A 13619-nucleotide genomic window follows, 5' to 3' on the forward strand; every position below is an offset into this window, starting at 1 on the left:
GCTTAGGCGCGGATCGCCCGCCGGCCAGCCTCCCGGCGTGGCCATACCGGAGTTGCGACAAAATTCGGCAGCGCTGCCACCAATCCTGGCTTGCGTTCCAGGATCCGCATCCTATCTTGTTGCAGTGCGGGATCGCGATGGCGTCGCGGTTCCGCTGCCCTCCTTGGGCGTTTCCTCCCTAGACTTGGGCCGCACCGCGTGTGCGGCCTTTTTTCTGCGCGCCGCCGGCCTGCTGCGCTCTGGCCCGCCGCGTGCATCGCCGCAGGCGGACAGGGAGATGGCATGCAGAGCTTTACCTTGCGGATCGAGCAGACCGGCAGCGGCCTCGTCTGCATCACCAGCCCCGAGATCAAGAGCCTGTTCGTCGCCGACGAGACCCTCGACGGCGCCCTTCAGGCGGTGCCGGGCCTCGTGAAGGCCCTCACCCGCCAGGAGCCCCACGCCGGGCGGGGCGGCGAGGAGCCGGCGGAGTGACGCGGCCGGGCTCGAGACCCGGCGGCGATCCGGGAGCGTTGGCGGCAGGCCCGTTCACGCCCCCTCGGCCTCACCCCCGCGCCCGCGCCCGGATCATGAAGTTGTCGTAGGTGTACTCCGCCACTTGGAACCAGAGGTATTCCTCGTTGCGGAAGCTCTTGAGGGAATCGTAGGCGCGCTTGAAGTCGGGATTCTTGGCCGAGAGATCGGCGTAGATCTCGTTGGCCGCCTTGAGGGCCGCCTCCATGATTTCCTGCGGGAAGGGCTTGAGCTGGGCGCCGCCGCCGACGAGGCGGCGCAGCGCGCCCGGGTTGCGCGCGTCGTACTTCGCCTGGAGATCGCCGTTGACCTGCGCGGCAGCACCCTGGGCGATCGCCCGGTAGGGCTTGGGCAACTCGCCCCATTTCTGAGCATTGAACCAGAAATGCAGCATCGCCCCGCCCTCCCAGAACCCCGGGTAGTAGTAGAACGGCGCCACCTTGTTGAGGCCGAGCTTCTCGTCGTCGTAGGGGCCGATCCACTCGGCGGCGTCGAGGGTCTTGGCTTCGAGCGCGGCGTAGAGGTCCGGCCCGGCCTGGCCCTGGGGCACCACGCCGAGCTTGGCCAGCACCTGGGCGCCGAGCCCGGCGATGCGGAACCTGAGGCCCTGCAGGTCGGCGACGCCCTTCACCTCGCGCCGGAACCACCCGCCCATCTGGGTGCCGGTGTTGCCCCCCGGCAGCGCGTAGAGCTTCTGCCGCGCGAAGACCTCGTTGAACAGGTCGAGCGCCCCGCCCTGGAGCATCCAGGCGTTCTGCTGGCGCGCGTTGAGCCCGAACGGCGCCGCGGTGGCGAGCGCGAAGGTCGGGTCGCGGCCGGTCTCGTAATAGGCGGCCGAATAGGCCATCTCGACCGTGCCGTTCGCCACCCCGTCGAGCAGGGCCGCCGACTCGCCCCCGGGGGCGGGCGCGACCTCGATCTGGAAGCGCCCGTCGCTCGCCTCGCCGACGAGGCGCGCGAACATCTCGGCCGCGCCGTAGAGCGCGTCCAGGCTACGCGGGAAGGCCGAGTGCAGGCGCCAGCGCAGCTCGGGGGCCGTCTGCGCCACGGCCGGCGCCGCGAGCGTGGTGACCAGACCGGCGCCGGCAAGGCCGGCCCCGGTGAGGCCGGCCGTCAGGACATCGCGACGTTTCATGCTCTCTCCCGCACCTCGTCCATCGTGTCGCGGGAGACACCTAAGCAACATTCGCCCAAGTGGCCACCGTCCGTCGCGCCGCTGCGCCTGCGCGCACCCTCGAACCCGCGTCCGCGCTGTGCTAGGGGATGACCGTGACGCCCGAACCGATCTCCCTTCACACCGTCTGCGGCCTGGAAGAGCTGGGGCACCACTCGGCCCGGGGCGTGACGCACGTGCTCTCCATCCTCGATCCGGGCTGGCCCGAGCCGGACGCCTTCGGCGGCTACGACACGCATCACCGCACGACGCTGCGCTTCCACGACATCATCGAGCCCGTGGCGGGCCAGATCCTGCCCCGGCCCGAGGACGTGGCGGCGATCCTGCGCTTCGGGCGCGATCTGCGCCGCGAGCGGCGGCACGAGCCGACGCACCTGCTGATCCATTGCCACGCGGGCATCTCGCGCTCGACCGCCGCCATGACGATGCTGCTGGCGCAGGCCCATCCCGACCTCGACGAGGCGGCGGTGGTGGCCCGGGTGCACGATCTGCGCGAGAAGGCGTGGCCCAACGCCCGCATGATCGCCTTCGCGGACGAGGCGCTCGGCCGTAAGGGCCGCCTCTCGGAGGCGGTGCGCCGCCTGCACGCCCTGCAGCTGCGCGTGCGGCCCCATCTCGACGGGCTGATGCGGGAACTCGGGCGCGGTCGCGAGGTGGACGCGGCGCTGGAGCGATAGGGCCAGACCTCCCGCGACCCGGCCGCGACACAGCCGCTCTCCTATTCGCTCGATCCCGCCGATTCAGGGCATCTCCACCACGACGCTACCCGTCGCACGACGGAGCGCCTCCATGCAGGCCGTCGCAGGTGATGGGGGCTTCCTTCCTCTACGGCGTCGAAAGCACGCTGGTAAGTCAACTCCTTGTAGAGACTGCAGTATACTTTAACCAGAAGTTGTTATCGCTATACATCACACGAAAAATCCTATAGATGGCCGGCATTCCCATGAAGGATCGCCGGGCCATGGATCATCGTAATGAAATTATTGCCAAGTTATCGCCTGGTAAATCATTTGCGGAAGTCGGAGGGCTTTGGGGGCTGGCAAATGAAAAAGTATCCGTTGCTCACGCGGCTGGAGCAACAGATCTATGCATGATAGATATCTGGAAGCCTCACGATAACTGGTGGGTTTCATTCCGTAATCATTGTAAAGAGCGAAATATTCCTTACATCAGAGAGATTATTGGCAGTATTGATAATGTCGACATCGTCAGGCAGGTTGGCGTCTACGATGTCGTCCATTGCAGCGGTGTACTGTACCACTGCCCAAATCCGATTCTCACTATCAGCCATCTCGCGGCAATTACGAGGGACATTCTGCTCCTCGGGACAGCTGTAATGCCGGCATCCGTTGTCAATGAGGCCGGATCCGTGCAGCTCGACAAAGATCATGCCATCTTCGTACCAAGCATAACTGAAGAAAAACGTAAAGTATACGAAAAATATATTTCGGAAGCGTATGGAGGTGGGGCTTGGGGCATCAATAATCCCGTCGACGATTGGTATTTCTCAAGTGGTGCACCGAACTACGGACCATGGTGGTGGCTCTGGACGCATGATTATGTTCGCGGATTGATCGAAGCATCCGGCCTTAAAGTCATCGAGGAATTCGATCAATTCAATGGAACGGGGCGCCTGTTTGCCTGTGCCAAGCAGTACATCGGTACCGAGAATTTCGGCCAATACTGACTAGACGAACGTGCCGTCAGCAAGAAAAGACAGGGCGATGATACAGGCAAAGATTGCATCCGGTGAGACGCGCGTTCCGGGTACCGGGTTGCGCATCGCCATCGTGACGGAGGAGTTCGCCGGCGTGACCGGAGGCGGAGGCATCGGCACCTGCGCCCGTGGACTGTGCATTGCCCTGAGCGACGCCGGCTACGAGGTCGAGGTCGTCATCACCCACGGCGACTTTCGTCAACCGGTCAAGTATCAGAATGTCGGCTCGCACCAAGTCAAGCTCATCTCGCTGGCGCACTTGTTCGCCGCTCGCCATTACGGCCCAGGCGACAGCATCACCAAAGCTTACTTTGCATACGAATACCTCGCTGGCGAAGATTACGACATCGTCCACTGCAACGAGTGGCGGGGTAGCGGCTACTTCCTCGCCCTGGCCAAGCGGCAAGGCCTCGTTCGCTCCTACATCATCACGCACACCCATGGTTCGTCCGAATGGGTGCGCAAGCACAACAGCCGCCTTCCCGACCTGCACGACCTCGAACTCGAAGCGATCGAACGCGCGCAGATCGAGAACTCCGACCTCGTCGTCAGCCCGAGCCGCTATCTCCTTGACTGGTACCAGCAGGGTGGCGTCAGGCTGCCCGAGCACGTCGTCATCAACTGGATCCTGCCGCAATGGGTCGAGCGGGCCGATCAGGCCCGACCCACGGTCGCGCCTCTCAGCACCAGTCCGGTCCGCCCCGGTACCATCAACGAACTCATCTTCTTCGGCCGCCACGAGCCGAGAAAGGGCTTTCCGCTCTTCCTCAAGGCCGTGGCGAGCAGGCCCGAACTCTCGGGCCTGTCGCTGACGTTCATCGGTCGCTTCGATCGGATCGAGCGTGAGTTCACCGGATCGATGGCGCTCCGCCATCTCGCTGGCCACGCCGGACGCATCAAGTTCATCAACACACTCGCCCAGAAGGAGGCACTCGACTACATCGGCAAGCGGCCGCATGCCCTGTGCGTGATGCCCTCGCTGATCGAGAACAGTCCTTGCACCGTCGGCGAGTGCTTCACGCTCGGCGTGCCGTTCATCGCCGGCCGGGTTGGAGGAACAGGCGAATTGCTGCGGGCTGACAGCGTGGAGGACGCTCTCTGCCCGACAGAGGTCGACGCGCTGGCGGAGGCACTCCAAAGCGCCGTCTTGAACGGCATGCCCACGCTCATCTCGACCCTCGACCCCGAGGCGATTGTCGCGCGCTGGACCGAACTCCACAAGCAGATCCGCCGGAGACTGGCGGACGTCCAGGCTGCAACGCAGTTGACCGCGCCGACGCCGCTCGTCACGATCTGCCTCGTGCACTATGAGCGCCCGTCCCTGCTGCGACGGGCGCTCAAGGGCATCGCCGCTCAGACATACGGGGCCATCGAAGTCGTTCTGGTGGACGACGGCAGTCGCTCGAAGGCCGCACAGGCGATGCTGGAGAGCATCACGACCGAGGCGTTTCCTTTTCCGATCAAGGTCGTGCGCAGCAAGAACCGCTATCTGGGCGCGGCCCGCAATCTTGCCGCTCAGCATGCGCAGGGTGAGTGGCTGATCTTCCACGACGATGACAACATCGCGGAGCCGCACCAAGTCGAGACGTTCGTTCGGGCTGCGCTCAACGGCGGCTACGATGTGCTGACGAGCCAATACCTCGTCTTCGAGGATTCCGATGGCCCCGAGAGTGCGACCGTCAGGTTCTTCCCGATGGGACTTGGGGGGACGTTCTCGTTCTTCCGCAACCGGTTCGGCGATGCGAACTGCCTCATCAAGCGCGAAGTTTTCCAGGCGATCGGGGGCTTCACCGAGTTGCGCGGTGTCGGTTGGGAAGATTGGGAACTGTTCCTGAAACTTCACCTCGCAGGCTACCGCATGGCGCTGGTGCCCGAGCCGCTGTTCCGCTACCGCGTGAGCGGGGACGGGATGCTGGCGACAGGAAGCCTCCATGCCAACAATCGTCGGATCTTCGATGCCGCCGCACATGCGACGGCCTTCGACGTCAACCTGCTCGAATATGCACGCCGGGCCGAGGTCGAGCAGCTTGTCCTCGACAAGACCTGGGACATGTTGGGACGCCAACAATTCGGCGAGTTGCGCCGGAATCTGATGGCGGCAGACCCTAATGGAGATCCGGCGCGGGAGAAGCTGTTCGACCTTGCGGTCAGCCTCGGCCGCATCGATGACGCCGTGGAACTCGGCCTCACAAGTCCATCCCTGCGAGAAAAGCTGTTCGATCTCGTGCGCTACAGCCGTAATCGGCGATTTACTCGGCTCGAAGTGACGGCGAGGACCGAGGTGCTGACGCCTGATGGCGCGGGCGCAGTCTATGTCGAGGGCTGGCTGTCCGATCCTGGGTTGTGTCTCCAGGATCGCTCGGTCAGGGTCGGCTCCGACCTGTACCGGATCGCCGTTTGCTCCCGCGTGACACGGCATGATGTCAGCCGCTGGTTGAAGATGAGCGACGAACTCTTGCTGGGCTTCCGGGCCATCCTCTTGAGGCTGCCTCCAGAGGACGGACCTCCTCCGAAACCTGACACCCCTCGGAGCGTGCGGCCAAATCCGCTTCGGTTCCCGATCCTGTCGCGCCGCAGAGCGGCGCCCTCGTCAGAAAAATCAGCCAGATGGAGTCCCCCCGGGCTTGAACTCGCCAACGGCACGCAAGGCGGACCGCCCATTGTCATCATCCCGGACGGCAAGCCACTCGATGTGACGGCCATCAAGGGACACGTCGATGCCATCGAGTCTGGCTCCTACTACGATGTCACGAGCCTGAAGCGGGAGGGGCGAGAGTTCACCGGACGCCTGGAGATCGCCGTTGCGCAAGCCTCTCGCGTCCTCGCCTGCCGCTTCCCGGACGAAGTTTCCGAAGCGCAGTTCATGAGTGACGGTCTCAAGTATCTCGATTTCGAGAGCCTGGATCTTACATCGCATCAGGATGAGGGACCAAAGAGCGCTCTGTTCGTCACCTCACACCAGGGGGCTATCAGTGTGACAATCTACGAGAAGCACTATGCGGGCTGAGGGCTGGCCCTCAGTCCCCCTCCCCCAGCACGTAGCGCGCGACCGCCCGCGCGAACCCGTCCGCGTCGTTCGCCTCCGTGACCACCCGGGCGGCGCGCTTCACCGGGTCCGCGGCGTTGCCCATCGCGATGCCGAGGCCGCTCGCCGCGAACATCGCGACGTCGTTCTCCATGTCGCCGAGGGTCGCCACCTCGGCCGCCGGAATCCCGAGGTCGTGGGCGAGGCGGGCGACGAAGCGGCCCTTGTCGGCCCCCGGCGGGGTGACGTCGAGGTAGTAGGTCTGCGAGCGGTGCACGGCGGCGCGGGCGCCGAGTTCCGCGGCGAGCGCGGTCTCGCAGGCGGCGAGCCGCGCGGCGTCGCGGCTCACCCCGACGAGCTTGGCGGCGCGGTCGAGCAGGGGCGCGAGGTCCGCTGCCACCCGGGGCTCGGCCTGCAGCGTGCGGCGCTCCAGGTCGGTGTAGGGCGCGGACGGGTCGCTGAGCCACCACGCGCCGTCGGCGAAGACCCAGAGGTCGATGCCGCCTTCCGCGAAGCGCTCCGCCGCGATCCGGGCCGCCGCCTCGGGCACGAAGGCCTCGGCGAGCACCGCGAGGTCCGGCCCGACGATCGTCGAGCCGTTGAAGGCGCCCAGCGGCAGGGTGAGCCCCAGCGCCGCCACCAGCGGGCGCAGGCCGACCGGCGGGCGGCTCGACGCCACCGTGAAGGCGATGCCGCGCGCCCGCAGCCGCTCCACCGCCGCGACCGTCGCGGGGGTCAGCGTCTTCTCCGGCGTCACCAGCGTGCCGTCGACGTCCGAGACCACGAGGCGGATCGGCATGTCAGATCTCCCGGTGCGCCGAGGCGGGTTCGGCCGCGACACCGGCCCGCGCCGGTATAAGCGCGGGCGCCAGCACCCGCTCGCGCAGCGTCTGGGGGCCGAGCGTCAGGGCGAAGAAGTCGTACTCGCCCGGCAGGTCGTTCGACATCAGGAACTGGAAGTGCATCCGGAACGGCCGGTAGCTGATGCGGGCGTAGACGTCCGGTTCGAGCAGCTCGCGGAACTTGGCCGAGCGGATCAGCGGGTTGGCCACCCGCGGCACCGGCGGCAGGGCGAGGTCCTGCACCGGGTTGAAGCCCGGGAAGTTCATCCAGTCCTGCGGCGCCTGGTAATCCGCCCAGACCACCCGGTCGCTCGCCACGAGGCTGGCGATCTCGGCCCGCAGCCGCCTCGCCCGGGGGTTGATCGCCACGAGCGGCAGGCCGGCGCCCAGCGTCAGGAGGGAGAGCGTGCGCCCGGGCCCGCGCGCCAGCACCCGCGCGGTCAGCTCGACGGCGGTGAGCGCTCCCGAGGAATGCCCGACGATCATCACCTCGTCGGCCTCGGTGTCGGCGAGGCGCGCCGCGACGTGATCGGCGAAGGCCGCGAGCCGCGCCTCGTAATCCGGCCGCCAGCCGTTGCTGTGCTGCCAGTTGAACACCCAGTCGGTGATGAGCTGGCGCAGGAAGATCCGGTCGAGGAGCGGCGTCGCGGCGACGAGCAGGCCGACCGCCCCGAGCGCGCCCAGGCCCACGGCCGCGAGGCCCGGCAGCGTGCCCCCGGCCGCCCAGGCGAGACCCTGCCCGAGCGCGACGCCCAGGGCCGCCCCCAGGCCCACGAGGAGGAGCGTCATCACGAACGGGTACAGGATGACGTTCCCGTACTTCCAGTTGAGCCCGTAGAGCCGGAAGAGCTTGCCCGTGACGAGCGCGTGCAGGATGCCGGCGGTGAGGAGCAGCATCGAGAGCAGCATCGGCCGCGCGAAGTCGCGCCGCACGAGGTCGTCCCAGAGCAGCACCTCGTAGGTGGTGTCGGTGGTCCAGCCCTCCCGCCCGGCCTCCACCGTCCAGCTCTGCACGGTCCCCTCGGCGCGGGCCGGCGAGGTGCGCCGCCGCGGCAGGTCGAACCGCTTGGCGTAGCGCGACAATTCCCGCACGAACAGCGCCCGGTAGCGCTTGGACGCCTCCGGGTCGTAGCCCGGCAGGTAGAAGACGTGGCGCCGCCGCACCGGGCCGGGGGGCGCCTCCGGCTGCGCCAGATCGGGCGGCGTGAAGCTGATCTGTCGTTCCACGCGCGTCCCTCGCCCGTCGTGCCGGGGCGGGTCTTAACGCTTCGTGACGCACCGGTCCAACCGCGGCCCGCCTGTGGTGATCGGGGACGAGGCGCGGGCCGGCGGGCTGCCGGGTCGACTGTGACACCCGGGCCACGGACAGGCCGGGCGGAACGGGGTAGGAGCCAAGCTCACGCGGATAAGGACGAGCCACCCCCGGATGCGCCCTCTGCCGATCGCCCTCTGCGCCGCCCTCGCGGTGTCCGGCTGCAGCGGTCTCCTGCCTGCGGCGGGGCCCACGACCAGCGCGGTGGTGGACGGGGCCGACATCGCCACCGACCAGGGCCTGTTTGCCCGCTACGAGATCATCGACGTCGACGCCGCGGTGGTCGAGGGTCTGCGCGGGCGCCCGCTCGACAGCCTGCTCGCCTCCTTCGGCGACCGCCGGCCCTCGGTCGAGCCGATGATCGGCGTCGGCGACACCGTCTCGGTGACGATCTGGGAGGCGAGCACCGGCGGCCTGTTCTCGGGCTCGCTGTCGGCCGACCGCTTCTCCGCCGGCTCGAAGTCCGCCACCATCCCTCCCCAGATCGTCACCCGCGACGGGGCGATCACGGTGCCGTATGCGGGCCGGATCCAGGTGGCGGGCAAGCGCGTGCAGGACGTGCAGGCGCAGATCGAGCAGGAACTCGCCGGCAAGGCCATCGAGCCGCAGGTGATCGTCACCGTGGTGCAGCCCGCCAGCACCGCCGTCACGGTGACGGGCGAGGTGACGGCGGGCGCGCGCATCCCGCTCTCCACCAAGGGCGACCGCCTGCTCGACGTGGTCGCCGGGGCCGGCGGCGTGCGCGCTCCGGTGAGCGAGACCTTCGTGCGGCTCTCGCGCGGGCCGACCACCGCCACCGTGCCGCTCACCGCGGTCGTCTCCAACCCCCGCGAGAACATCTACCTGCGCCCGGGCGACACCCTCACGCTGGTGCGCGACCCCCAGACCTTCCTGGCGGTGGGCGCCACGGGGGCGAATTTCGAGATCCCGTTCAGCGCCGAGGGCATCACCCTGGCGCAGGCGATCGCCAAGTCGGGCGGCCTGCGCGACTTCCAGGCCGACCCGGCGGGCGTGTTCATCTTCCGCTTCGAGCCGTCCACGGTGGTGCGCCGCCTGCGGCCGGCCAGCCCCCTGCTCGGCACGCCGCAGGTGCCGGTGGTCTACCGCTTCAACCTGCGCGACCCGAACAGCCTGTTCGTCACCCAGGCGTTCCGGATGCGCAACCGCGACCTCGTCTACGTGTCGAACGCGCCCTTCACCGAGGTCCAGAAGGTCCTCAGCGTGTTCTCCACCATCACCGCCCCGGTCGCGGCCAGCGCCTCGGTCTACCAGTCGACGCGATGACAAAAGGGGGCCGGCGGGCCCCCTTCCGGTTCGCCCGCGAGGCGAACGTCTGGTTCGCGAGCGAGGCGAACGTCTGGTTCGCCGGACGGGCGACCATGCGGTTCGCCCGAAGCGGGCGACCGCCAGGGCCGGCTCAGCGGCTGAACTTCTTGTACTTGATGCGGTGGGGGATGGTGGAATCCACCCCGAGCCGGCGCTTCTTGTCGGTCTCGTAATCCGCGAAGTTGCCCTCGAACCACTCCACGTGGCTGTCGCCCTCGAAGGCGAGGATGTGGGTGGCGATGCGGTCGAGGAACCAGCGGTCGTGGCTGATGATCACCGCGCAGCCGGCATAGTCCTCCAGCGCCTCCTCCAGCGCCCGCAGCGTGTCGACGTCGAGGTCGTTGGTCGGCTCGTCGAGGAGCAGCACGTTGGCGCCGCTCTTGAGGATCTTGGCGAGGTGCACCCGGTTGCGCTCGCCGCCCGAGAGCACGCCGACCTTCTTCTGCTGGTCCGAGCCCTTGAAGTTGAAGGCGCCGCAATAGGCGCGCGAATTGATCTCGCGCTTGCCGAGATAGAGGATGTCGTTGCCGCCCGAGATCTCCTGCCAGACGGTGGCGTCCGGGTTGAGCGTGTCGCGCGACTGGTCGACGTAGCCGAGCTTGACGCTCTCGCCGATGCGGATCGTGCCGGTGTCGGGCGTCTCCTGGCCGGTGATCATGCGGAACAGCGTGGTCTTGCCCGCGCCGTTCGGCCCGATCACCCCGACGATGCCGCCCGGAGGCAGCTTGAAGCTGAGGTCGTCGATCAGCAGGCGGTCGCCGAAGGCCTTGCCGAGCCCCTCGAAGTCGATGACGTTGTTGCCGAGCCGCTCGGCGATCGGGATGACGATCTGGGCGGTGGACGGCCCCTTCTCCTGCGACTTCGCCACGAGCTCCTCGTAGCGCGCGATGCGGGCCTTGGACTTGGCCTGCCGGGCCTTGGGCGAGGCCGACACCCATTGCTGCTCGCGCTCGAGGGTGCGCTGGCGCGCCTCCTCCTCGCGGCCCTCCTGCGCGAGGCGCTTCTGCTTCTGGACCAGCCAGGACGAGTAATTGCCCTCGTACGGGATGCCCCGGCCGCGGTCGAGTTCGAGGATCCAGCCGGTGACGTTGTCGAGGAAGTAGCGGTCGTGGGTGACGATCAGGATCGCGCCCGGATAGGCCCGCAGGTGCCCTTCGAGCCACGCCACGGTCTCGGCGTCGAGGTGGTTGGTCGGCTCGTCGAGGAGCAGCAGGTCGGGCTGCCACAGCAGCAGCTTGCACAGGGCGACGCGGCGGCGCTCGCCGCCCGAGAGGGTCGCCACCGCCACGTCGTCGCCGGGACAGCGCAGCGCGTCCATCGCCTGGTCGACCTTGGAGTCGAGATCCCACAGGCCCTTGGCCTCGATCTCGTCCTGCAGGCGGGTCATCTCGTCCGCCGTCTCCTCGGAATAGTTCATCGCGAGGTCGTTGTAGCGGTCGAGGATGGCGCGGCTCTCGGCGACGCCCTCCATCACGTTCTCGCGCACGGTCTTGTCGGGGTCGAGGCGCGGCTCCTGCGGCAGGTAGCCGACCCGCGCGCCCTCGGCCACGAACCCGTCGCCGGTGTAGTCGGTGTCAATGCCCGCCATGATGCGCAGCAGCGTCGACTTGCCGGCGCCGTTGACGCCGAGCACGCCGATCTTGGCGTCCGGGTAGAAGGACAGGTGCACGTTGTCGAGCACCTTCTTGCCGCCCGAATAGGTCTTGGTCAGACCCCGCATGTGGTAGATGAATTCACGGGCCATCGGGTGATCCTTGAGGAGCGCGGCCCGCGCTCGCGCGCCGGGCCCGGGCGGGCCGCCGGCGCGGGCGTCCGCGCGATCAAATCGGGGTGGCCCCCGCGATACCAGGGCGGCCGGGGGGGTGCAAGGCGGACCCCCGGAGGCCCTCACGCGAACGGGTTCTTCACGCTCTCCGTCCTCGCCTCCGGCCGCGGCGCCTCCTCCGGGAGATCCTGGCCTTCGAGGGCCGTCACCACCGCGTCGAGGATCGCCCGGAGCGTTCGCGCGCGCTCCAGGCTCCGGCGGTCGCGGGCGAGTTCGAGCGCGCCGTGCAGCAGCACCCGCTCGGTGCCGTTCTCGACCGTGAGGTCGCCCAGCGTCTGCGCGGCGGCGTCGTCAGCGAAGGGGGTGAGCGGCAAGGGGGTGAAGGGCTTGGTGGTCTTCGGCATGGCAGCCTCGGAATCGGGACCTCAGAACAGCGAGCGGAGGAACTCGCGCCACGCGCGCCGCGCCATCCGGTTCAGCTCGGCGGTGAGCCAGTCGAGGAAGGAGGGCTCGGGCTTGCGGCGCGGGCCGCGGGCGAACTCGTCGCGGCGCGGCTCCGGCAGCGGCAGGACGCGCCCGCGCGCCGCCGCGGGCAGGCTGGGGAACACCTCGATGCCGGCGATCTCGGCGAGGCGCGCGGGCGAGACCGCCTCCCAGGTCTCGGCGGCGGTGTTGGGCGCGAGATAGATTCCCGCCTCGCCCCGGCCGGGATCGTAGACCGCCTTGAACAGGTGGGTCGGCACCAGCACCCGGCCCTTGAGCGACTGGACGTTGCCCCCCTGGAAGACCGGCCCCGTGACGACGTAGAGATTGCCCCGCTCCACCGCGAGCGCCCGCACGGCGCTCTCGATCCCGGCCCAGAGGTGGCGGTTGAGGTCGGGGTTCTGCGGCACGATGTTGGCGAGGCTGAAGGATTCCTGCTGCGCCTCCGGATCCGGCATGTCGCCGGAGGGCGCGAGATGGCCCCGGTCGAAGCCGCTGCCGGCATAGTCCGCGAGCTGGGCGCGGGCCGCCGGGGGGAGGCGCGGCTCCTCGTGGAAGGCGTCGACCCGGTCGGTCTTGCGGGCCGCCTCGACCTGCGCCCGGTCGAGATGCTCGGCGGCGTAGAGGGGCGTGCGCGAGAGCCCCGAATGCATCACCGCGAAGGCTTGGTAGCACAGGGCCTGGGTGTTGGCGGCGAGCCGCGGGTTCGTCAGCACCGGCGGCTGCCCGCCCGCGAAGAAGTGCGGGCAGCCCGCCGCGGCGGGGCCGGCCGTCACGAGGACGGCCAGGACGAGCGGAAGCGCGGGACGGCGCAGCATCGGGGCGCTCAGAAGCAGACCCGGACCCGGCGCGGCCCCTCGGGCGTCGGGCGCCAGCGCCACCCGCAGGGCGGCCGGTAGAGCGGGTTCCAGACGCAATGCAGGAAGAGGTCGCAGGTGGTGCCGCCCGGCGCTGCGGCCGGGGCGTTCGGGGGCGGCGCGACGGGACGCCGCGGCTCGGCCGCGGTCGCGCAATCCCCGGCGGCCAGGATGAGGCCGGCCGTCACCAAGGCCGTCGTCACCGAGGCTGTCCTCACCGGGGCCGTCGTCGCTCGCATCCGCACTCCATCCTGGGGGCAACTGTCCTGGCCTGGGGGCAAGTGTCCTGGGGACGATTGCGGGCCGCCTCGCTGTGCCGAACTCTAACCCACGCCGCCGCCACTGTCCCGGCGCCCGTGAGACGATCGGATCAAGGAGGGGTTCAGAATGGTCTTGAGACTTGTTACAAACCGCACCGCGGCGCCCGGGACGAATATGACATCAGAATGGCAACGCTGCTCCGTTCGGCTATAACGGGCTTCAAATGTGACGCCCGCGGCGGCGGACCATCCCGAAGCCCTTCGGGACGCGAGCAGGGCCGTCGCACCACAGAACAGCGAGTTACGAACTTGTCAGCACTGGTTCTCCCCCTCCTCGATCGGGTT

12 protein-coding genes are annotated in these 13619 nt (G+C 68.4%); 5 read left to right on the top strand and 7 right to left on the bottom strand.

Going from position 1 to position 13619, the window contains the following annotated elements; translation table 11 throughout:
* The first annotated feature begins 282 nt into the window (after positions 1-282).
* Positions 283-474, top strand: coding sequence for a hypothetical protein (locus MFF61_RS03045; RefSeq protein ID WP_238233643.1), 192 nt, complete (start codon positions 283-285; stop codon positions 472-474).
* Positions 475-544: 70 nt separating this feature from the next.
* On the opposite strand, the gene MFF61_RS03050 is transcribed toward MFF61_RS03045, so the two are convergent.
* Positions 545-1648, bottom strand: a complete 1104-nt coding sequence (locus MFF61_RS03050) for a TRAP transporter substrate-binding protein (RefSeq protein ID WP_238233644.1) — start codon at positions 1646-1648, stop codon at positions 545-547.
* A 134-nt stretch (positions 1649-1782) separates the two neighbouring features.
* Between MFF61_RS03050 and MFF61_RS03055 the strand changes: the two genes are divergently transcribed.
* From MFF61_RS03055 to MFF61_RS03065, 3 genes are all read left to right on the top strand, one after another.
* Positions 1783-2364 (top strand): tyrosine phosphatase family protein, encoded by a 582-nt coding sequence (locus tag MFF61_RS03055; protein WP_238233645.1) that lies wholly within the window; start codon positions 1783-1785, stop codon positions 2362-2364.
* A 251-nt stretch (positions 2365-2615) separates the two neighbouring features.
* Positions 2616-3374, top strand: coding sequence for a class I SAM-dependent methyltransferase (locus MFF61_RS03060; RefSeq protein ID WP_238233646.1), 759 nt, complete (start codon positions 2616-2618; stop codon positions 3372-3374).
* 37 nt (positions 3375-3411) lie between these two features.
* Complete coding sequence (locus MFF61_RS03065; protein WP_238233647.1) at positions 3412-6411, top strand: glycosyltransferase; 3000 nt, start codon at positions 3412-3414, stop codon at positions 6409-6411.
* Between the two features lie 10 nt (positions 6412-6421).
* Here MFF61_RS03065 and MFF61_RS03070 read toward each other — a convergent pair whose 3' ends face one another.
* Both MFF61_RS03070 and MFF61_RS03075 read right to left on the bottom strand, forming a co-directional pair.
* On the bottom strand, positions 6422-7228 hold the full coding sequence (locus MFF61_RS03070) for a Cof-type HAD-IIB family hydrolase (RefSeq protein ID WP_238233648.1): 807 nt from the start codon (positions 7226-7228) through the stop codon (positions 6422-6424).
* Position 7229: 1 nt separating this feature from the next.
* Entirely contained in the window at positions 7230-8498 is a 1269-nt protein-coding gene (locus MFF61_RS03075; RefSeq protein ID WP_238233649.1) for a lipase family protein, read from the bottom strand.
* Between the two features lie 199 nt (positions 8499-8697).
* Here MFF61_RS03075 and MFF61_RS03080 point away from each other — a divergent pair, with 199 nt between their 5' ends.
* Positions 8698-9867 carry a polysaccharide biosynthesis/export family protein gene (locus tag MFF61_RS03080; protein ID WP_238233650.1) on the top strand — a complete coding sequence of 390 codons (1170 nt, stop codon included), beginning with the start codon at positions 8698-8700 and terminating at the stop codon, positions 9865-9867.
* A gap of 133 nt (positions 9868-10000) precedes the next feature.
* Here the strand turns inward: MFF61_RS03080 and ettA are convergent, their stop codons facing one another.
* The 4 genes from ettA to MFF61_RS03100 all read right to left on the bottom strand — a co-directional run bounded on the left by ettA (position 10001) and on the right by MFF61_RS03100 (position 13217).
* Positions 10001-11653 (bottom strand): energy-dependent translational throttle protein EttA, encoded by a 1653-nt coding sequence (gene ettA / locus MFF61_RS03085; RefSeq protein WP_238233651.1) that lies wholly within the window; start codon positions 11651-11653, stop codon positions 10001-10003.
* Between the two features lie 143 nt (positions 11654-11796).
* Complete coding sequence (locus MFF61_RS03090; protein WP_238233652.1) at positions 11797-12078, bottom strand: hypothetical protein; 282 nt, start codon at positions 12076-12078, stop codon at positions 11797-11799.
* Between the two features lie 21 nt (positions 12079-12099).
* Positions 12100-12975, bottom strand: coding sequence for a DNA/RNA non-specific endonuclease (locus MFF61_RS03095; protein ID WP_238233653.1), 876 nt, complete (start codon positions 12973-12975; stop codon positions 12100-12102).
* 8 nt (positions 12976-12983) lie between these two features.
* Positions 12984-13217 carry a hypothetical protein gene (locus MFF61_RS03100; RefSeq protein ID WP_238233654.1) on the bottom strand — a complete coding sequence of 78 codons (234 nt, stop codon included), beginning with the start codon at positions 13215-13217 and terminating at the stop codon, positions 12984-12986.
* Positions 13218-13619: the final 402 nt, after the last annotated feature.

It is taken from the genome of Methylobacterium isbiliense (assembly GCF_022179325.1).
Lineage (GTDB): Bacteria > Pseudomonadota > Alphaproteobacteria > Rhizobiales > Beijerinckiaceae > Methylobacterium > Methylobacterium isbiliense.